This is a genomic window from Paraburkholderia phenoliruptrix (assembly GCF_047325075.1).
Classification (GTDB): domain Bacteria; phylum Pseudomonadota; class Gammaproteobacteria; order Burkholderiales; family Burkholderiaceae; genus Paraburkholderia; species Paraburkholderia phenoliruptrix.
The window spans coordinates 2,033,396-2,053,485 of the sequence record NZ_CP168531.1 but is presented as its reverse complement, the minus strand read 5'-3'; the positions used below and the strand labels follow the sequence as shown (position 1 = coordinate 2,053,485).

Genomic DNA, 20,090 nt, shown 5'->3' with positions numbered 1-20,090 from the left:
AACCGATCGAAAAGACGCAGCGAGCTTCGCGCAGCGCGCTGTCCCGCGAATTCATCAGGCTTCCCCGGATAAACGAAACGCGCGAGCCTGCCGCGCGAGCCATTGCGCGGCGCGCGCCCGCCGGCCGCTGCGCCCGGCGTCCCTGGAGTCGGCGGGTTCGTCTGCGACGGCGCCGGGCTGTTCGCCGAACTGGCTACGATAGAAGTCCTCGAAATACGACATCACGTTTTCCTGCGCGCTGGCGGACAGAATTGCATGGTCCATGTGCTCGCGAAACGACACCTTGACCCGACGCAAGCGCCGCAAGCGGGCGCCTCGGACTCCGAAGTATTTCTCGAGCTCCTCGACGCCGTCGTCGAGGACGCCGTACAGCAGCCGCGTGGGCACGCCGCGCGCGTCAAGCGCGGCGAACGGGCGCCGTTCTTCGCTCGCGCCGAGTTCGAGGCCCGTGATCCGCTCAATGCGGTCGGCAAGCGTCGCGCGCAAACGCGACGCACAGCGCGCGGCCAGCTCGCGCGCGACTGGCCAGCCGCCCGTCTGCCCTTTGACGACGCGCAGCCATTTGCGCGGCTCGCACATCGAGCGCAGATAGCTGCGCGTCGAACCGATTGCCGCGACCCGCACGGTCGGCTTGCCGGTTTCGTCGCAGATATTGCGCCACGTGAATTTCTGCAGATTGACGAGTACCGCGCCTGTCACCGCGGGCTCGCGCGAGCCCGCGTAGAGACCGACGTAAGCGCCCGCGCAGATGCCGAGCAGCACCACGCCGGGATGGCCGCGCGCCGCGAGCCAGCGCGCGGCGCACGCTGCGTCGTTCGCGCCGTCCTGCGCGTAGAGCGCGTCGAGCGTCACGGTATCGAGCGAAGGCTGGCTGTCGCCGAGTCCGCCCAGGTCGACGCGCAGCGAGGCGATGCCTTGCCGCGCGAGACGCCGCGCGAAGCGCACGCCAAGCCGCGCATTGCCGATTCTCGACACGGCGCCGGTGTTGACCATCAGCACGGCCGGCGTGCCGCCCGTCGTGACCAAAGACGCGTGCGGCATGCAGTAGATGCCGAACATTCTGCCGCCGTCAATCCACACGGGCGTCTCGGTCACGCCCGCTTCGACGGCATGCCCTTGTGGATCGTCGGCGCTAAGGTGCGTGTCGGCGTCTCGCGCGGCCGTTGCAAGCTCGCCCGAACCCGCTGCAAGCCAGTTTTCGACCGACTCGAATGCTGCGCGCGGAATTTCGCTGTCGAGCGACTCCATCATGAACTTGCTGTATTCATCGAAGCCCCGACGCTCGACTTCGATGCCCTGCTCGCGATAATGCGCGGCGAGCGCATCGACGCGCGCAGCGTCCAGCGAGTCGAGCATGAGCACGCGCCTTGCGGGCGCAGCCGCGTCGCGGCGCAGATCGACGGCGCGCAGGTTCTCGAGCGCCTCGCGATAAAGCCGGAAGCCGTACGCTTCGACAAACTCGTCGGTGTCGGGCTCGGGCGTGCAGTCCATCGCCGCGGGCATCGACAGCCATTGGCGGTAACCCGCGCGCAACTCGCGCTGATAGTTCTTGCCGGAGAGCACCGGCGAGAGCAGCACGAGACCGTCGACATCACCGAGTTGCTGAGCGGCCAGCGCGGCCAGCGTGCCGCCGAGCCGCAACCCGCACAGACTCACGCGCTCGACACCCGTCGACTGCCGCAGCAGCGCCACGGCCTTCGTGATGCTGTCGATCCACGCGCGCCAGCGGCCCGGCTCGCTCGCGTCGCCCGCCGAATCGCCGGTGCCCGGATAGTCGAAGCGCAGCACCGCGATGCCGCGCGCGGCGAGTCGCTCGGCGAGCCGGCGCATGCCGCGATACGTGCAGAGCGCGTCGTAGCCGAACGGGTAGCACAGCACCACGCCGTGCGGCCCGGCTGCCGGATGCAACCAGCCGAACTGGCCGTCGAAGACTACTGGCCTCACGCTACGCTCCTCATCAGTCTTCTTTCGGGCATTACAGCAAAGCCCGCCCCTCGCCTCTGTACGCCCCGCCACATTGGCCCGGCCTCATCCTTTCATGTACGCGAGACGCGAAACGTTGCGCGCTCAACCGCCGGGCGGCGTGCGCGGCGAGAGCGTCGAGCGCGTGGCGAGCAGCACGTGGTAGAGAAAGCGGGCGCGCAGCCGGTCGCGCAACGCGTAATGCTTCGAGAGCAGCACGCGCCACGCGGCGCCCGCCTCGCCGGCCCGCGCGTAGGCGGAAGCAGCGCGCGGCGCGACGCGCCGCAGCGCGGCGTCGCGCGCGGCCCGGGCGGCCGCCGGCACATCGCTCTCGCACAGTTGCGCGAACGCGTGCATCGCCGGCAACGCATGGGTCGAGATCGACAAGGCGGTCTCGCGCGACACCGAGACGAATTCGTCGGCGAAATACACGCCGGCCGCCTCGACGCATAGACGCAAGCCGAAATCGAAATCGCAGGCCTCGCCCACTTGTGCCGCGAGCCGGTAGCCGATGCGGCGTGCAACCAGCGTGTCCACGAGGTAGCCGTTGTTGGGGAACATCTGGTCGATGCCCGCGAGCGCCGGCACCGCCAGCCGCCCGGCACGCTCCGGCACGCGGCCGTAGTCGCGATTGAGGCGCGCGGTAGCGTCGGGCCGCGGTGTGCCGTCGTCGGCGATCACGCGCTGCTTGCCGAAGGCGGCGCTCAGGTCCGGATGGGCCTGCCAGCACGCATCGAGTGTGGTCAGTGCATGCGGCTCGAGCAGATCGTCGTCGTGCAGCAGCACGAGCCGCGCGCCCCGCGCCCGCGCAAACAGCCGATTGACGTTGCTTGCCTGACCGAGCCGCGGCACATTGCGCTCGTAGCGGATGAGGTGCTTCGCGTGCAGACGGCAGCGTTTGACGGCCTGCTCGGTGCGGTCGTCGCTCGAATCGTCGCCGATCACAATTTCGAAATCCGCGTAGGTCTGTGCCTCGCAGCTTCGAATCGCCTCTTCCAGCAGGCCCGGCCGGTTGCAGGTCGGAATGCAGATCGAGATGAGCTGCGCGTTCAGTTCATTCAATTCAGTCACGCTGTCCTCGCGATGCCCGTTCTCCGGCCCTGTGCGGTCGATGCCCATTTAACCGCGGCGGATAACGCCTATCTGTACGGCCACCCACACAGGCAAACGGCGCACGCGTGCACTATCGATGCCTGCGACGCGAACGCCATCGCAAGGCGCGCGCTCGTGGGTGCGGATACGCACCGACAGCCGCCAGCACGAACCGCACCATTGCACGACATCCCCGCCGGACAGCGCACCATGGAAAGAAGTATCGTCAGGAACATCGTCATCAACTTCGCGGGAGCGATTGCTCCGACCTTCGTGTCGCTCGTGACGGTGCCGGCCTATATTCATCTGATGGGGGTCGAGCGCTATGGCGTCATCAATCTCGTGTGGACGCTGATCGGCTACTTCAGCGTGCTGGATCTCGGCACGAGCCTCGCCACCGAAAATCAGATCTCGAAAGCGCGCGCCGCCGACGACGACTCGCTCGAACGCATTTTCTGGAGCGCGTGGTTCATGAATCTCGGCACCGGTATTCTCGGCGGACTCATCATTTATGCGGGCACGGTCGTCTATATCACGCACGGCGTGAAGATCGAGCCGGAGTTCCAGCGCGAGGTGATGGCGAGCCTGCCGTGGATCGCGGTCGCGGTGCCCATCGCCAACGTGTCGTGGGTGTTCGCGGGCGCAATCAACGGAGTGGAACGCTTTGCGAGCTTCAATATCAATCAGACGCTCGGCACGGCGCTTTTTCAACTGCTGCCGCTGGCGGCGATCTTCTGCTTCTCGCCTTCGCTCGCCGTGGTCATTCCGGCCGCGGTGCTCGCGCGGCTTCTCGCCGGCCTGATGCTAGGCGCGGCGGCGTTTCGCGCCATCGGCATTCGCCGCGTGCGTATGCCGCAATGGCGCGTGATGCTCGAACTGTTCCGCTACGGGCGCTGGCTGCTGCTCTTCACCGGCGCGGGCATGATTGCGTCGACGCTCGACCGGGTGCTGGTCGGCGCCCTCCTCGGCGCGCGCTTCGTCACTTACTATGCAACGCCGCAGAACCTCATTACGCGTCTGAACCTGCTGCCTGTTGCGATGGTGCGCACGCTGTTCCCGCGCTTGTCCGCCGTCTCACGCGCGGACGCCGATGCGATTGCACGCAGCGCGCTCGCCTTTCTCAACGGCGCATTCACGCCGTGCCTCATCATCGCGATGTTTGCGTTGAAGCCCTTTTTGCTGTTGTGGCTCGGGCCGACCGTCGCGGCGGCGGCGCCGGTGGCCTGCGTGCTGGTACTCGCCGTCTGGCTCGGCGGCCAGGCGGGCATTCTCGGCATCCTGATCCAGGCGCAGACGAGCCCCGCGTATATCGCGGTCGTGAGCTGGGTGCAGTTGCCCATCTTCGCGGGCGCGCTCTGGTGCGGCATTCACTGGTTCGGCATCATGGGCGCCGCGGTCGTCGTCGTGTTGAAAGCGCTGTTCGATTACGGCGTCCTGCTGTACGTCGCGCGGCTGCATGTCGGATCGATTCTGCGCAATATGCTGGTGCACCTCGGCTTTCTGCTGGTCGCGCTTGCGCTCGTCGAGCTGTTCACCACGCTGCCTTCCCAGATCGCCGCCGCGCTCGTGCTGGTAGGCGCGAATCTTGGGCTCTCACTGCACGGCTCCACCGAATTGCGCGGCTTCGTCTACAAGCTGTGGGCTCGGGTGACGTTGTCGGCAGGCTAAAAGCCCGTGAACGTCTCGTTTTGACAATTATTTAGCTTAGCGAACTTTTTATGGCATGAGTGCGTGCGCACTTTGCCACGTTGCACCATGAGCCGCCCTCCGCTCGCCGCTGGCCGCTCGTCGGGCGCCGCTCTCCGCGCAAGTCTCTTAGAGCGGGGCCGAATGGCCTGCCGTATCGGCCATGCCGACATGCGCCGTTGCCGCATCACCCGCGGTCAGGCTGGCGAACCGGCGTGGCTGGCAACTCGCCAGCGTGCGCTCGTAGATGGCGAGGTAGCCGTCGCTCACCCGCTGCACGCTGAACTTGTGGAGATCCTCCAACGCACGCGCAGCGAGCCTCGCGTGCGCATCGCGATCGGTTAAGAGCTTTTCGAGCGCCCCGGCAAGACTCGCGGGATCGTGCGGCGGCACGAGCAGACCTGCCGCACCGCCGTCGAGCATCTCCGGATTGCCCCCCACGTTCGTCGCCACGATCGCACAGCCATGTTCACGCGCCTCGGACAGCACGAGACCGCCCGGTTCGTTATGCGAGGCCAGCACAAACACGTCGGCTTGCGCCAGGTAGCCACGCGGATCCGCCACGAAACCGACAAAGCGCGCGTGCTGCGTCACCCCCAGCTGCGCCGCGAGTTGCTCCATGGCGGCACGATCCGGACCTTCGCCGACGAGATAAAGCACCGCGTCAGGCAAACGCACGCGCAATGCGGCAAACGCATGCAGCAGATCGCGAATACCCTTGCGTTCGTACATGCCGGCGACCGTTACGATGCTGGGACGCGCCAGTGCGGGCAAGCTCGGCGCTGCCATGTCCGCGAGCCGCGGCGTGCCAAGCGTACCGTTACGCACGACGGCAAGACGGGACCGGGGAATGCCGCGCCGCGCCATCGCTTCGCAGACGGCCTCGCTCACTGCGACGACACGGTCGCCGACGCGCATCGCCGACGCGCTCTTCTGGAACTCGTTATGCACGGTCGTGACGAGCACGAAGCGCCGCCGCAGCACGCCGAAGCGTGCAATCAACGCGCCCGTCATCATGTGCGCATGAACGACGTCCGGGTCGATTCTCGCGACCAGCCGATTAAAACCCGCCACCATCGCGGGCACGCGCGAGGGCCGCGGCGATTGCGGCAACAGCACGTGACGCACACCGTGCCGCGCAAGCAGTTCCTCGAATCCGCCGCCGCCCGAAGCGATGGTCACGTCGTGCCCCGCGCGCGCCTGCATGCACGCGAGATCGACCATCACGTTGACGATGCCGTTGCCGACATTGAGCGCATGATTGGAAAGATGAACGATTTTCATGGTGTGCCCGCAGCGTTGGTGAGGTGGCGGCGGACGGCCGCTAGTGCGGCCGTCGGCGGAGTGAATCGGTACATCAATGCTTTGCCGCGCGCGTCCTCCTCGACGAACACGAGGTATTCGCCCGACGCGAGGCGATGCGCGGTGACGGGCATCGGCACGTCGGCCCAGCCGCTCGTCGCGCCCACTTCCCTGCCCGGTGTCAGACGGCCCACATCGCGCCCGCTTTCGCGGTCGTATACGTGCACCGCGGCGCTGCGGGTCTCCACCGCGAAGAGGTAGTCGCCCGCCACCGCGAAGCCGTTGATCGACAGCCATTCGGGCGGCCCGCGATCGGGCAGGTCGATCAGATAACGCAGCACCGGCTTGCCGCTTTTCCAGTGGTCGTAGCGCGCCAGCTGCGAACCGGCACTATTCCAGTTGTCCTGAACAAATGGGCGCGCGCGTGTCGAACCTGAAACGAATAGCGCGTCGTCGTCGGGAAAGTAGCTAATGCGGGCAATGCGGTAGAACGGCGCGGGGGCCGCGTATTGCCGCATCGCGGCGTACCGGTACACCGGGTTGCCGACGCGGTCGAAACCCTGCAACGGAAACACGCGAATGCCCGCCGCTTCCGTGCCCTGCCAGACGTCGCCGCGGCTATCCACCCACCAGCCGCGCACGGCGGGCGCGTCCGCGCCCGCGCCGGTCTCATCGAACGAAGCTGGCGAGAAGTCGCCGGCGCCTGTCGCGTCGCGCCAGATCCACTCGCCGCGCGAGGGCTGGTTGCGCGGCCACCTGCCGTCGATATGCGCCTGCGAGAAAAAACCTGACGGGATCGCCGTCTCGCGATCGGCGGTGAAACGGTAGATGCGCAGATACGACGAGTACATGTCCGTGGTGTACAGAAGCCTGTGGCCTTCGATGTCGCGCACCATCGGCATGCCGCGCTGGCCGCCGAGGGAAAGATGAAAGTACGGATCGTACGGATAGCGGAACCGGTCGGCGGTATAGCCCGCATACGACCACTCGTCGCCGGGCGCGCGTGAAAGATCGAGCGTGAAGCGCTTGCTGCCGCTATACACGGAGGGCGGGCCGCCATCGACAAACTGCGCACCGTCGACGAACAACAGCCCCTGCAAACTGAAACGCTGCCGTCCGTCCGGCGTGTAGCTTTCGAGGAGCGCGCCGTCATAGGTGCTGGGTCCGGTGCCGAAAGTACGCGGCCCCGCGCCGTTCATCGACACATAGACGTTGCCCGCGCGATCCACGCCGACGCCCGTCAAGCCGTTAAAGCGCAGCGGCCCCGGCGCGCCCGCGCGGCCCGCATAGATGCCGCCCTCCTGCCCGACGCTCGCCGTCCATTTCATCGCGGCCGCCTGCTGGGAATTGGCAGCCGACTGGCTTGCATCGGCGGAGAAAATGAGGATTTGCTGACGCGCGCCGTTGTCCGCGACGAAGACACGCCCGCGCGCATCGACAGCAATGTCCACCGGGACCGCGCCTTCCGGCACCGGCAACTCCTCGATCACGGCGCCGTTGCGCGCGTGGTGCACCACGCGCTGCGCGCCGTCGCTGCGGCTGTTCTCGATGATCCACAGCGAGCCGTCGGGCGCAAGCGCGATACGTCCCGGCTCGCGCACGGCGAATGCGCCGACGGCCTGCATGGTCTGCGCGTCGAAAATCTGCACACGGTTCTCGAGCGCATTCGACACGAAAAGACGCGTGTCGTCCGCAGCCAATCCGCGAATCGCGTAATCGCTTTTCGCGGAATACGTCGAAATCAGCAGATAGGCAAGCCGGCTGCCGGCGGGGAATTTCACCTGCCCGGCAAACGGCACGCCGTCGCGAATGTCGATGCGGCTGCGGCGCGACACGCCGGTCCACACTTCACCTTCGCGCGGCGAGGGTCTGTGCTTTGCGGTCTCATTGCCGAGGCTCACCATGCTTTGCGCGACGTATACGTAGTCGTCGTTCACGGCAATCGCGTCGCCGCCCATCATGCCCCAGCCGTGCGTCTCGCCGCCGTGACGCAGCAGCTCGCCGTTGCGATACTGGCCGACTTCGCCGCCGCTCTCATCCCACGGCGCATTGGTGAACACGTCGCCTTGCGGCGTGACGGCTATCGCCTGCACGTCGATCTGCATCCAGCGCCCATCGCCGTAGCCCCAGGTGTTACCGACCCACGAGGTTCGATAGGATAACGAAGCAGAGGCGCCGCCTGCCTGTGCCTCGGCAGCGGGAACGCTAGCGGCCGCGTGCGTCAGTTTCGCGGATTTCGCTGGGCTCGCGGAATCGCTCGCCTTGCCTGCCTGCCGCACGCTAGCGGCTGTTGCAGCACTGTACGCGTGCTGCCCCGGTTCTCCTGCCGCAAGCAGCACGACCACCGGCAGCGCAAGCGCGCCCGCGCACACGAGCCGTTCGAATGTTTTGCGTGTGACGCGTCGCATGATCAAAGGCACATCAGAACGCTTCGATCGCCTCGCGGTAAATCCGCGCGACCTGCGCGGCCACCACGGGCTGGTCGAAGTTCTTGCGCGCATAGTTGCGGCATGCGTCTTCGTCCGGCAGCCTGCGCCGCCCGAGCAACGCGTCCGCCATGCCTTCGCCGATCGCACGGAAGCCGCCCGAGGGCAGCACCAGATCGCGCGACAGCGGAGCCACGGCTTCGGGCAGGCCGCCCACCGGCGTGACGAGAACCGGCGTCCCGGCAGCAAGCGATTCGATGGTGGTGAGGCCAAAGCCTTCCAATGACACCGTTGGGACGACTGAAAGATCGGCCGCGCGGTACCACAACGGCACCGTCTCGTCGGGCACGAAGCCGGCGAGCCGGACATGGTTATCGAGGCCGCGCGCGACAATGCGCGCCTGCAATTGCGCGGCGAGCGGCCCCTTGCCGGCAATCGTCAACAGGACGTCCGGCAGGAGCGGCTTGACCACCGCCATTGCATCGATCAGATCCTCGAGTCCCATACGCGAGACCAGGCGGCGGATGCAGAAAATCAGCGGCCTGTCCGTTGCAAGACCGAGTTGCCGGCGCGCCTCGGCCCTCGTCGCGCGGACGTTGAAGTGCGCCACATCCACACAGCCGGGCACGATACGGATGCTGTGCTCGCCCACGCCATACGTCTCATGAAGCAGACGTGCGAATGCCCGCGACAACACGATATGACGCGTCGCGCCGCGGTACACAAAACGCTCCAATGCAACGCGCAACGCACGCGCGATGCCGCCCCCGCCGCCCGGATACGATTCGGCCGCCCACGGGCCGTGAAAATGCACGACCTTCGGCACGTTGCGAAACACGCCCGCAGTCGGCGCCGCATACAGCGCGAAATGGCTTGCGACGACATCGGGCATGCGCGCGGCCCGCAGCACGCGCGAATGCCGGCGCGAGCCGAGAAGCCGGGCGCCGAGCTGCGCCTCCGCGCCGGCGAACGATTGCACCCGTCCTCCCGAAGCGTTGAACACGCTCGCGCTTCCCGCCACCATGCCACGCACGTTCACGCCCTGCGCGGGCAGCGTATCGATCAGCGCCTTGAACATGCGGTCAAGGCCGCCTGGCCGCTCATTGAACCAGTGCATGCCGATTTGCAACGAATCGATGGGCGCCGTGCTCATAGCTTCACCGCTTCCGTCGCGCATTCGCGCGGCAGCGCCTGTGCCGCGCGCCGTGCATGCACCTGCTCATAGACCGTCAGATAGCGCTCGGCCATGGCCTGCCAGCTCAGGCCGCGCGCCACGTCGCGCGCACGTTCGCCGAGGCCGCGCGCGTAGCCGGAATCGCCTGCCACGCGCATGATCGCTGCGGCAAGCGCGGCGGCATCGTCCGGATCGTCGAGCACGATGCCGCTGTCCGCGCCGATCACTTCGGCGCCGCCTGCCGTGCGCACGGTGATTACCGGCAACCCGGCGGACAGTGCCTCCAGCAGAACGAGCCCCATTGGTTCGTAGCGCGAAGGAAATACAAAGGCGTCGACGGAGCGCATCAATGCCGGCATGTCCATGACCATGTCGGTGAAATGAACGCGCTCCGAGAGACCGAGCGATTCCACGACAGCCGGATAGGGACTGTTGTGCAGAATACCCGCCACCGCGAGATGGACCTCGGCGGAAGTCTGCACGAGCGCGTGCAGCACCGTGTCCAGATTCTTGCGCGACATGCGCAGGTCGCCCGCGAACAGCAGCACGAACGGTGCTTCCGGCAAGCCGAAATGCGCGCGCTCGGATGCGCCGGGCCTGAACTCGTCGATATCGACGCCGTTATGAATTACCTGCACGCGTGCACCGCCGATCCCCAATGCGCGCACTTCGCCCGCCACTTTCTGCGAGACCGGCACGATAACGTCGGTATGGCGAAACGACCACTTTTCGCACGCTATATTGAGCCACGTGTAGAGCACCTGATAGGCGTGATAGAAACTTCGCAGAAAGCGAAACGGATAGAAACCGCACCGGTACCAGCCGTCGTGCACGAAGTGGACGGCGTTGACGTCCGAGCTCGCCCACGCGATAAAGCCGTTCACATGCACCACGTCGAATTCCTTGCGATGCGCGCGGATCCACGCGCCGCAGCGCAATGCGAACATCTGATACTGAACGAGCCGCGTCGGCAGGCGGCTTGTCGCCACGCGCACGAAGCGCACGCGCGGATGCTCGACGAGTTCAGCCGCGGCCTCGGCAGCGAGCAGCGTGACGCAATGGCCCGCCGCCAGCGCTGTCTGCACGATTTCGTAGTTCACGCGTCCCTGCCCATCGTTCTTGCGCACGACGTGGGTGACGATGAGAATCCGCATCCTGTTGTCCTTCGTTTTTAACGCGTCAGGCGCGGGAGCGCGTTGCACCGCTTGCCGTGTGACGTTCTCGCGCATAGCGCAGCGAGATCACCGGCAACGTCACACCGAGGAAGAAAAACATCCCGGAAACCGACGTGAGCGTGTTGATGAAGACCATCATCGAAAAGATCGCGACGGCCACGCCGACCCCGGAGATGGCGAGCAGATCGGTGGGGTGCCGCCGGCTCGCGCGGTAGGCGCGCCACAGCAGCATCAACACACCGGTCGTATACAGCAGCGTGCCGGGCCAGCCCATCACGAAGGGCACTTCCATCAGGCCGCTGTCGAAGTCGGCGTGCGCGGCTGCGGCCTTCTCGTCGGAGAGCTTGGTGCCGAGACCTGTCGCGCCGAGGCCCTGCCCGGCAATATCGGTGAGCGCCGAAGAGAGGAAGCTCTTGTAGAACTCCGCGCGTGCCTGGTAGCTGTTGTCCTCGCCGATGTCCTGTATCGTGCTGAAGCGCCGCACCACCGGGTCGGCCACCTGGTCGATCATCATCAGCGGAGCGGCCATCACGGCGAGACCGAGCACGCCGGCGAGAAGGCGCACGCGGCTCTTGCCGTCGAGCATCGTGAACGAATAGATCAGCGCAATCGTGAAGCCGCCCCACGTGCTGCGCGCACTCGTCAGCAGCAGTGCGGGAATGCCGACGCAACCGAGCACAATGCGCGCCTTGCCGCGTGCCGCGAGGGACATGAGCAGGATCGTCATCAAGGTGACCGCGAATGGGCCGCATGAATTCATCGTGCTGCTGATGCGCATGCCGAACGGTACCGGCTGTCCCTCGGATTCCATTTTCGACGCGATCAACCAGAAGGCGTCCCACGGCATGGGCGAGACGAATTCCAGCAGGCCGTAGAGACTCATCAGGAGTCCGCCATAAACGAACGTCTTCAGCAGAACGCGGTGATAGTCCGGGTAGTGACGCCACGTCACCGTCATATAGAAGGCGACCATCACCGGGTAAAGCCAGTTGATGAGCGTAAAGGTCGCCGCAGCCGGCCCTGCTTGCACGAAGCCCACCGCATAGGCGTACACCAGCGCGATCACGATCAGGAGAAGCGGCGCGGCGCGGCGCTGGCCGAACGTCGCGACATGTTTGACGAGCGTGAGGCCCATCAGCGCAACCGCGGCAAGCGGCGCAATCATGATGGGGCTTTGCTGATTGAACGCACCGCTCACGAAGTCCGCGAGACGCCGAACCTCAGGCGTCAGGAAGAACAGCCAGCAGACGAAACCGAGGTAATGCGCAGGCGAGCGCCGGTACAGCATCAGCGCAACCGCGAATGCGCCGGCCGGAAAGAAGAGCTCTACCACTCTGCCCTGGTGCAGCACGATGAGTCCAAGCGTCGCGCCGAACAGCAGCAACGGCAAACGCAGCGGATGGCGCAGCTGCACCGACCTGCGGCGGCGCACGGACTTCGCCGTTTGCGTAGCGGGTTTGCGCGGTGCCGCGCGCCGTTCGTCAGCCGTCGGGCTCAGCGCGAGCCGCGCGCTCGACGGCGTGATCAGCACCGGCTCCATTACAGCATCTCGAACGTGTTGATAAGGGCGGCGCGGTCGCGCTCGCGGCGCCGTAACGCGCCGAGCGGTTGCGAACCGCGCACCTGCCGCGTGAGACCGATGAACGGCACACCGTGTTCGAGATACGGGCCTTCCGTCTTACGAAAGCCGAATTGCTCGTAGAACTCGCGCAGTCCCACCGGTGCGCTCACGCGTGCGGCCTGCCCCGGCCAGCGTTCGCCGATGGCCTGCAATACGCGCTCCACCAGCATTTCCGCCGTACCGTCGCCGCGCCGCAGCGGACTCGTCAGCACCTTGTCGATCATGACCTCGGGGTCTTCGGCATCGCCGGGCTGCACGCGAGCATACGCGAGGATCGGCATGGGTCTCGCCATGTCCTCCACGGCGAAGACATGCAGGGAAGTTTCGTCGCGCCCATCGGCATCGAGACAGACATGCGACTGTTCGACGACGAACACCGCGCTGCGTGCCCGCAAGATGAGGTACAGCTCGCGCGCAGAAAGCTGCTCGAATTCCAGCGTTTTCCAGTTCATCACGTTCCCCAGCGGATTCTTTAATGTTCGATGCGGCCGGCGCCACGGGCCGCCTGCGGACCTCGGTCGACAGGCGGGGCCGTCAGGATGGCTACACGTTAAAGCCGCCATACGGCTGTTTCCGTGCGCCATCGCACTGACGCTGGAGTTTGACGATTCTTAAATACGAGGCACCGATAACGCGTCGCGTCGCGAGCAGAGATCGACCCATGCATTCGCCGCAGCGGGCGAATGTCACGAGACCGTTGCATAACAGAGGGACAACCACCATGAAGACCGCATTGCGACGCATCCTTTCCGAATCGGCCCGCCTCGACGTCTCTCCGGATAGCCTTGCGGACGACGCGGACCTGTACGCCGCCGGTCTGTCGTCGCTCGCGACCGTGCATCTGATGCTGGCCATCGAGGATGAATTCGGCGTCGAGATTCCGGACCGCATGCTCACGCGGCGGCTCTTTTCGAGCATCGATTCGATGGCCGCCGCGGTCACCGAACTGCAGCAGGCGAAAGCGGCATGAACGCCCCGCTCCTGGATCCGGCCGCGCCGGCGGCATCCCCGGCGCCTGCGGCATTGACCGCGATAGAACCCGAACCCGGCTGGCGCGCGGCGGCGCAGCGCTGCGCCGCCGTCGCCGCACAGTTCGCCGATGCCGTCGACAGCGAAGCGCGCTTTCCCGTCGAAGCTTTCGCGGCGCTCAAGCACGAGCGCCTGCTCTCGGCGATGGTGCCGACCGCGTGCGGCGGCGCGGGGTTGTCTCTCGCCGACGTCGGCGCGATTTGCGAAACGCTCGCGCAAGGGTGCGCGTCGACGGCGATGATCTATGCGATGCATCAGATCCAGGTTGCCTGTATCGACGAACATGGCGGCGCCTCGCCGTGGCACCGGCAGTTGCTCGCGCAACTATCGGAGCACCAGTGGCTATTCGCCTCGGCCACGTCTGAAGAAACGATCGGCGGCAACATGCGCACGAGTGCCTGCGCGGTCGAGCTCGACGGCGCGCGCTTTCGCATCGAAAAGCTTGCGCCCACCATTTCGTATGGCGCGCATGCGGATGCCATTCTGGTCACCGCGCGCCGCACGGCCGAGTCGGCCGCAGCGGATCAGGTGTTGATCGTCGCATTACGCGAAAAAACGCTGCTCGAACATCGCGGCGTGTGGGATTCGATGGGCATGCGCGGCACCTGCAGCGAAGGCTTCAGGCTCGTTGCCACAGGGCTTGCCGAACAGATCCTGCCCACGCCCTTTGCCGACATCGCAGACCAGACCATGCTGCCCGTTTCGCACACTTTGTGGGCGTCCGTGTGGACAGGTGTCGCCGCCGATGCGGTCAACCGTGCGAAAGCCTTTTTTCGCGCACAGGCGCGTTCGAAACCCGGCTCCGTTCCGCCGGCCGGCATGCGCCTCGCGCAAGCCGTCGGTCTGCTGCAGATGATGCAGGCGCGCCTGCAGGTCGCGCTCGACGCCGCGCGCGCGGCGCACGCCGCCCGCCTGAACGAATCGCAAGCGGATGCGCCGCTTGCGGCCATGCTCGGCTTTGCGTCCGACATGAACACGCTGAAGACCAGCATCTCTTCGACCGCGCTCGACGTCGTGCAGGAAGTGCTGATGATCTGCGGCATGGCGGGCTACAAGAACGGCACGCCGTACAGCGTGGGCCGCCATTTGCGCGACCTGTACTCCGCGCCGCTCATGATCAACAACGACCGCATCGCGCAGAACACCGCGAGCCTGCTGCTCGCGCAGCGTCCCGCCGCTCCGGGGAGAGCCTGATGAATACGATGACCGATACCGCCGCCCTCGCCGCCACGCCCGATCAACCGCCTACGCCGAGCTTTCGCGACGAACTGCTCGCCGCAGGGCTTCTGATCGATACCGGCGAGAACGGCCTGTATGGCCGCAGCCAGGTTTTCGAGGACGTCGTGGAGCGGCTGAATGTCGCGATCACGCATCTCGGCGCCGATCAGGACCCCGAAGTGTTGCGCTTTCCGCCTGCCATGCGCCGCACGGACTTCGAAGATAGCGAATATCTGAAGAGCTTTCCCGATCTCGCGGGGACCATCCACTCGTTTTGCGGCAACGAGCTGGGTCACCAGCGCCTCCTGCGAGCGCTCGACGACGCCATGAACGAAAGCGACGACGACCGCAGCGACGCGTGGATGGCGCAGCAGACACCCACGCGCGTGGTGCTCACCCCGGCGGCGTGCTATCCGATCTATCCGGTGATGGCACGGCGCGGTCCGCTGCCGGCCGGCGGACGCACGATCGACGTGTTGTCGTATTGCTTTCGTCACGAACCGTCGCTCGATCCCGCGCGCATGCAGATGTTCCGCCAGCGCGAATATGTACGCCTCGGCAATGCGCAGCAGGTCATGGCGTTCCGGCAGATGTGGATCGAACGGGGCTCGCTGCTCGTCTCGCTGCTGCAATTGCCTGTCGAAGTCGACCTCGCCAACGATCCGTTCTTCGGCCGCGGCGGCAAGATCATCGCCGATAGTCAGCGCGCGCAGGCGCTCAAGTTCGAACTGCTGATTCCGGTCGCCAATCCCGGCAGCAAGACCGCGTGCCTGTCGTTCAACTATCACATGGATCACTTCGGCGGCATCTGGAAAATTGCATGCGAAGACGGCACGGTCGCGCATACCGGTTGCGTCGGCTTCGGGATGGAGCGCATCACGCTCGCGCTGTTTCGCCATCATGGGCTCGAAGTCAACGCCTGGCCCGACGACGTGCGCGCACTGCTGTGGGGTGAAACCGAAGCGCGCGTCGCGCAGGGCATCGCACGAATGCGCACGCAGGCAGACGCTGCGGGAGACGGCGTATGAATCCGTCGCTGACACCGCTGCCGAAGAACAGTCCGGGCGCATCGCGCCCCTCGGGCGGATCGTGCGCATCAGGCACGCCTTGCAGTTCGCCGCTATCGCCGCGCGGCGCAGCGTCGACCGACGGTGCGGCCCCTTCCTCGCCTATCGCGACACTTCGCACTGCGCCAACCTCGCCTCGTCAGCATGAGCCGCATCTGTTGCACCAGGGCGAGCGCGTCTGGCAGGAAACCAATTGCTATGTGGACCTGTGGATCGAATTGCTGCACGGCTTTGGTCTCGATCCGCGCGCCGCCTTTGCCTTTACGGTCACACAGGACTTCGAAGGCGATCAGTTCACGTTCTTCAAATTTCCGCTCGAGGATCTCGAGCGTCTTTATGGCACGCAGGTTCAGGAACTCGCAATCTACGACTCGCTGGAAGCTCGCGTGCTCGCGCAAACGCTGCGTGGCCACACGGTGCTCGTCGAAGTGGATGGCTTTTATCTGCCGAATACACGTGCCACGTCGTATCGCCGCGAGCATCCGAAAACCACGATCGGCATTGACTTTATCGATCCCGGCACGCGACGTCTCGGCTATTTTCACAACACCGGCTATCACACGCTGGACGGCGAGGACTACGACGGCGTGTTCCGCAAGCTGCCGCAATTCGCGCAGCAACCCGACCTGCTGTTTCCCTATGTGGAATTCGCAAAGCAGGCACGGCCTGCACTGGAGGGTATGGCGCTCGCCGAAGCCTCGGCCGAATTGTTGTGCGCGCATCTAGGACGCCGGCCCTTGAGCAACCCGATTTCGCAATGGCGTGCCGCGTTTCCCGAGCATCTCGACACGCTGCTCGAGCGCGGCGAGGCGTTCTTCCACCCCTACTCGTTCAATCTGATGCGGCAGCTCGGCGCGAACTTCGAATTTCTCTCGAAGTATCTGCTCTGGTTGTCGGCGCAAGGCTTCGAGATTCCCGCGACGATTCCTGCAGCGGCACAGCGCATCGCGTCGGAGTCGATGGTGATGCAGTTCCGGCTCGTGCGCGCCATCGCCCGCGGGCGCCGCGATCTCTGCGACGACTGCTTCGACGTGCTCGAAACCGCTTATGACGAGACATTGCCGCCGCTTGCCGCGCTCGTCTTGTGACGCATGCACCCCGAGCTTCGGGGACTCTTCAGGAACTCGCCGTGGATGCACTGACGACGGGCCCGGCGCCCGAACACGATGACACCGGCGCCGCGCCCTCCGCCACGGTCGACGAAACCTCCACGCAGGTCGAGGCGCAAGCGCTCGCCGATGCAGTCGAAGCTATCTGGCCACAACGCCTCGACACCGGCTGGCAATGCGTGAGCACACCGGCCGGCGCATGCGCGTCGCCGAACGACCTGCCCACAGGCGGGTGGCTCGCCGCGCAGGTGCCGGGCACCGTCGCGAGCGCGCGCCGCGCAGCGGGTCTCTTCGACGTGATGCATCCCACCCCGCTCGCCTTCGACGATCACTGGTATCGCGTCACGTTGTGCGGCACAGGCAAGCGCCGCTTGCGCATGCATGGGCTTGCGACCATTGCCGAGGTCTGGGTCGACGGCGTCCGGCGTCTCGACTCCGAGTCGATGTTTGTCGCGCACGATCTCGACATCGAGCTGAACGGCACCACGTTGCTTGCACTCTGCTTTCGCTCTTTGACGCCAGCCTTGGCGGCAAAACGCTCGCGCGCCCGCTGGCGGCCGCGGCTCGTCTCGCCGCCTGCGCTGCGCAACGTGCGCACTACGTTGCTCGGGCACATGCCGGGCTGGTGCCCTTCGGTTCACGCCGTGGGACCATGGCGGCCCATCGAACTCCTGAGCGACGCACGTCACGCGATCGACAGCATGGACGTCACGAGCAGCATAGCGGGCGACGACGGCCTTGTTTCGCTCACGCTACATTTCGTTCGCTCACACGATATCGCGACCTGTCACGCTTCGTTGGGCTGCGGCGGCACTGTTTCACCGCTGCAATGGATCGATGCATACACACTTGCCGGCACTGTCCGCGTGCCCAGCGTGCAACGCTGGTGGCCTCATACGCATGGCACGCCTACTCTATATCCGCTTACGTTGCACCTGAATGACAGCGGCCCGGTTTGCTGGCCGCTCGGACCCATCGGCTTTCGCGAGATCGAGGTCGAGCGCGGCGCGCACGGCGACGGCTTCGCGCTGCGTGTCAACGGTGTGCCGGTGTTCTGCCGCGGCGCGTGCTGGACGAGCGCCGACCTCGTCACACTGACCGGCACGGAAGCGCAACTGCGGCACGCATTCGAACTCGCGCGCGATGCAGGTATGAACATGCTGCGCGTAAGCGGCACCATGGTGTACGAGTCGGACAAGTTCTATGCGCTAGCCGACGAATACGGTCTCCTGGTCTGGCAGGACTTCGCTTTGGCGAATTTCGACTACCCGAACGATGAGGCCTTTAGCGCATCCATCGAACGCGAAGCCCGGCAGTTTCTCGCCCGTACGCGCCGGCATGTTTCACTCGCGGTACTGTGCGGCGGCAGCGAGGCCGAACAGCAAGCCGCGATGTTCGGGTTGCCGCGTTCGATGCGCGCGCAACCAGTATTCACCCAGCAATTACCCGCCATCGTCGCGCGCGAACGGCCCGACGTGCCGTATGTCTGCAACTCGCCGTCCTTGGGCGTATGGCCGTTTTCCACTAATGAGGGCATCACTCATTACTATGGTGTGGGCGCCTATCAACGCCCGCTCGACGACGCGCGCCGCTCGCAGGTGCGCTTTGCCGCCGAGTGCCTCGCCTTCGCGAACGTGCCCGACGACGCCACCTTGCACGAAGCGCTCGGCACCATCCATTCGCACGATCCACGCTGGAAAGCAGCCGTGCCGCGCGATCCGGGCGCGGGCTGGGATTTCGACGACGTGCGCGACCACTATCTTCAGACGCTTTATGCCGTCGAGCCGGCGCGCCTGCGCTACGAAAACCCCGAGCGCTACCTCGACCTCTCGCGCGCGGTCGTGGCTGAGCTGATGGCCGATGTGTTCGCCGAATGGCGCAGGGCCGGCTCCGGCTGCGGCGGCGGGCTCGTCTGGCAGCTTCAGGACGTGCGGCCCGGCGCAGGCTGGGGCCTGATCGACGCGACAGGCAGGCCTAAAAGCGCGCTGCACGGCCTCGCGCGAGCGCTCCAACCCATTCAGGCGCTGTTCACGGACGAAGGCCTCAACGGCCTCGATATCCACCTGATCAATGAGCGCGACCACACCCTGGAGGCGCAACTGGAGCTCGTCTGCCTGCGCGACGGCTCTGTGAAGGTTGCGGCGGCGAGCCGCGCGGTGCAACTCGCGCCGCGTTCGACCCAGCGCATCTCCGCGGCCGCGTGCCTCGACCAGTTCTTCGATCTGACGCACGCGTACCGTTTCGGCCCACGCGCGCACGACGTCACAATCGCGACGCTGCGCGATGCGGCGAGCGGACGGATCATGTCGGAAGCCTTCCATTTGCCCGACAGGCGTGTGGGCGCACTCAGCGATCCGGGCCTGACGGTCGCGGTGGAACGCGTGGACGACGGCTGGCAGCTCGTCGTAGAAGCGAAGCGCTTTGCGCGCTTCGTTCATATCATTGACTCACGCTATCGCGCAGCGCACGACTGGTTTCACCTCGTGCCGAACCGGCCCTGCATCGTGCCGCTGCTGCCGTCGGCGCCGCAAGGCGCGACGGTTGCGCGCGCATCCAACTCAGGCTGCAAAGCCGATGCAACATCTGCGGCACCCGCCGGCGAAGTCCGCGCGCTCAATGCCGCTTCCCCCACCTTCTACGGCTAAACGTAGCGGCCGCCGGCCATGCCTTCGCGAGGCGCGTAAAACCTCGCGCTGCGCGAACGCATCTGTCGGGCGCAGTCCGTCACTGTCGTTTCTTTTGCGACTCCTGAGGATCACAAATGTCGAACCGTACGGCAACCCACGTAGCCGGTTGAACACATCTGAATCAATTCCGGCACATCCCGGACACCGCGTGAGAAGGCGCCCGCGAAGCGCGGGACAACCCTGGCGTATCCCTCGCAAAACCGCTGCCAGCTATTGCGAAGTCAATCGGATCAAGCACTTGGCTCGTACAAAAACACCGGCGCACGCGCCGCGCCGCTGGATGGCCGGTGTACAGAATTGAAACAAAAAGGCGCGTACGGCAAGGCGAATCGACCTGGCCGTCCTCGCTGCGTCGCACCAGTCAGGCTTTTCCCTATGGTTGGCATACTCCTCGCTAATACAAGCACGCAACATCGCGGCGCCGTGAGGAGCAACCAGAACGGCGTCGGCACATCAGGCCAATACGGGGCCGATTCTGTTCATCCTCCGCTGTTTGCAACGCAGCGCACGAGTTATGAAAGGGTGCAGGAATCGGATCAAAA

14 protein-coding genes are annotated in these 20,090 nt (G+C 65.6%); 6 read left to right on the top strand and 8 right to left on the bottom strand.

From position 1 onward, the window contains the following. Window positions 1-54: 54 nt before the first annotated feature. Together ACEN8U_RS21345 and ACEN8U_RS21340 are read right to left on the bottom strand one after the other, a co-directional pair. Window positions 55-1,944, bottom strand: coding sequence for an alpha/beta fold hydrolase (locus ACEN8U_RS21345; RefSeq protein WP_015002745.1), 1,890 nt, complete (start codon window positions 1,942-1,944; stop codon window positions 55-57). A gap of 123 nt (window positions 1,945-2,067) precedes the next feature. Then, window positions 2,068-3,081, bottom strand: coding sequence for a glycosyltransferase family 2 protein (locus ACEN8U_RS21340; RefSeq protein ID WP_015002746.1), 1,014 nt, complete (start codon window positions 3,079-3,081; stop codon window positions 2,068-2,070). A gap of 183 nt (window positions 3,082-3,264) precedes the next feature. Here ACEN8U_RS21340 and ACEN8U_RS21335 point away from each other — a divergent pair, with 183 nt between their 5' ends. Continuing rightward, window positions 3,265-4,722 carry an oligosaccharide flippase family protein gene (locus ACEN8U_RS21335; protein ID WP_015002747.1) on the top strand — a complete coding sequence of 486 codons (1,458 nt, stop codon included), beginning with the start codon at window positions 3,265-3,267 and terminating at the stop codon, window positions 4,720-4,722. A 147-nt stretch (window positions 4,723-4,869) separates the two neighbouring features. Here the strand turns inward: ACEN8U_RS21335 and ACEN8U_RS21330 are convergent, their stop codons facing one another. From ACEN8U_RS21330 to ACEN8U_RS21305, 6 genes are read right to left on the bottom strand one after another with little or no spacing between them, the layout of a single operon-like run. Beyond that, entirely contained in the window at window positions 4,870-6,024 is a 1,155-nt protein-coding gene (locus ACEN8U_RS21330; protein ID WP_015002748.1) for a glycosyltransferase family 4 protein, read from the bottom strand. Next, window positions 6,021-8,450: a hypothetical protein gene (locus ACEN8U_RS21325; RefSeq protein ID WP_041746176.1), complete on the bottom strand. Its 2,430-nt coding sequence runs from the start codon at window positions 8,448-8,450 to the stop codon at window positions 6,021-6,023. Before ACEN8U_RS21325 ends, ACEN8U_RS21330 begins: the two co-directional genes overlap by 4 nt. 13 nt (window positions 8,451-8,463) lie before the next feature. After that, window positions 8,464-9,621: a glycosyltransferase family 4 protein gene (locus ACEN8U_RS21320; RefSeq protein ID WP_015002750.1), complete on the bottom strand. Its 1,158-nt coding sequence runs from the start codon at window positions 9,619-9,621 to the stop codon at window positions 8,464-8,466. Beyond that, on the bottom strand, window positions 9,618-10,796 hold the full coding sequence (locus ACEN8U_RS21315; protein WP_015002751.1) for a glycosyltransferase family 4 protein: 1,179 nt from the start codon (window positions 10,794-10,796) through the stop codon (window positions 9,618-9,620). The genes ACEN8U_RS21320 and ACEN8U_RS21315 overlap by 4 nt, the downstream gene beginning before the upstream one ends. Before the next feature lie 25 nt (window positions 10,797-10,821). Continuing rightward, the gene (locus ACEN8U_RS21310; RefSeq protein WP_015002752.1) at window positions 10,822-12,357 is read right to left on the bottom strand and encodes an O-antigen ligase family protein; all 1,536 of its coding nucleotides are present in this window, start codon (window positions 12,355-12,357) and stop codon (window positions 10,822-10,824) included. Further along, entirely contained in the window at window positions 12,357-12,890 is a 534-nt protein-coding gene (locus ACEN8U_RS21305) for a GNAT family N-acetyltransferase (RefSeq protein WP_028363281.1), read from the bottom strand. The genes ACEN8U_RS21310 and ACEN8U_RS21305 overlap by 1 nt, the downstream gene beginning before the upstream one ends. 269 nt (window positions 12,891-13,159) lie before the next feature. On the opposite strand from ACEN8U_RS21305, the gene ACEN8U_RS21300 reads away from it, so the two are divergent. From ACEN8U_RS21300 to ACEN8U_RS21280, 5 genes are read left to right on the top strand one after another with little or no spacing between them, the layout of a single operon-like run. Further along, window positions 13,160-13,408, top strand: coding sequence for an acyl carrier protein (locus ACEN8U_RS21300; RefSeq protein ID WP_013588568.1), 249 nt, complete (start codon window positions 13,160-13,162; stop codon window positions 13,406-13,408). Beyond that, window positions 13,405-14,661, top strand: a complete 1,257-nt coding sequence (locus ACEN8U_RS21295; RefSeq protein ID WP_015002754.1) for an acyl-CoA dehydrogenase family protein — start codon at window positions 13,405-13,407, stop codon at window positions 14,659-14,661. Before ACEN8U_RS21300 ends, ACEN8U_RS21295 begins: the two co-directional genes overlap by 4 nt. Beyond that, complete coding sequence (locus ACEN8U_RS21290; RefSeq protein ID WP_015002755.1) at window positions 14,661-15,713, top strand: amino acid--[acyl-carrier-protein] ligase; 1,053 nt, start codon at window positions 14,661-14,663, stop codon at window positions 15,711-15,713. The genes ACEN8U_RS21295 and ACEN8U_RS21290 overlap by 1 nt, the downstream gene beginning before the upstream one ends. Then, the gene (locus ACEN8U_RS21285) at window positions 15,710-16,840 is read left to right on the top strand and encodes a DUF1839 family protein (RefSeq protein WP_015002756.1); all 1,131 of its coding nucleotides are present in this window, start codon (window positions 15,710-15,712) and stop codon (window positions 16,838-16,840) included. The genes ACEN8U_RS21290 and ACEN8U_RS21285 overlap by 4 nt, the downstream gene beginning before the upstream one ends. Before the next feature lie 41 nt (window positions 16,841-16,881). Beyond that, a complete protein-coding gene (locus ACEN8U_RS21280; RefSeq protein WP_015002757.1) occupies window positions 16,882-19,506 on the top strand; it encodes a glycoside hydrolase family 2 protein in 2,625 nt (874 codons plus the stop codon). Window positions 19,507-20,090: the final 584 nt, after the last annotated feature.

Bases quoted from the DNA above. Each gene is read 5' to 3' on its own strand.
- ACEN8U_RS21305 (WP_028363281.1), bottom strand. From the start codon at position 12,890: ATGAACTGGAAAACGCTGGAATTCGAGCAGCTTTCTGCGCGCGAGCTG.
- ACEN8U_RS21310 (WP_015002752.1), bottom strand. From the start codon at position 12,357: ATGGAGCCGGTGCTGATCACGCCGTCGAGCGCGCGGCTCGCGCTGAGC.
- ACEN8U_RS21285 (WP_015002756.1), top strand. From the start codon at position 15,710: ATGAATCCGTCGCTGACACCGCTGCCGAAGAACAGTCCGGGCGCATCG.
- ACEN8U_RS21340 (WP_015002746.1), bottom strand. From the start codon at position 3,081: ATGGGCATCGACCGCACAGGGCCGGAGAACGGGCATCGCGAGGACAGC.
- ACEN8U_RS21325 (WP_041746176.1), bottom strand. From the start codon at position 8,450: ATGCGACGCGTCACACGCAAAACATTCGAACGGCTCGTGTGCGCGGGC.
- ACEN8U_RS21330 (WP_015002748.1), bottom strand. From the start codon at position 6,024: ATGAAAATCGTTCATCTTTCCAATCATGCGCTCAATGTCGGCAACGGC.
- ACEN8U_RS21300 (WP_013588568.1), top strand. From the start codon at position 13,160: ATGAAGACCGCATTGCGACGCATCCTTTCCGAATCGGCCCGCCTCGAC.
- ACEN8U_RS21290 (WP_015002755.1), top strand. From the start codon at position 14,661: ATGAATACGATGACCGATACCGCCGCCCTCGCCGCCACGCCCGATCAA.
- ACEN8U_RS21295 (WP_015002754.1), top strand. From the start codon at position 13,405: ATGAACGCCCCGCTCCTGGATCCGGCCGCGCCGGCGGCATCCCCGGCG.
- ACEN8U_RS21315 (WP_015002751.1), bottom strand. From the start codon at position 10,796: ATGCGGATTCTCATCGTCACCCACGTCGTGCGCAAGAACGATGGGCAG.
- ACEN8U_RS21320 (WP_015002750.1), bottom strand. From the start codon at position 9,621: ATGAGCACGGCGCCCATCGATTCGTTGCAAATCGGCATGCACTGGTTC.
- ACEN8U_RS21335 (WP_015002747.1), top strand. From the start codon at position 3,265: ATGGAAAGAAGTATCGTCAGGAACATCGTCATCAACTTCGCGGGAGCG.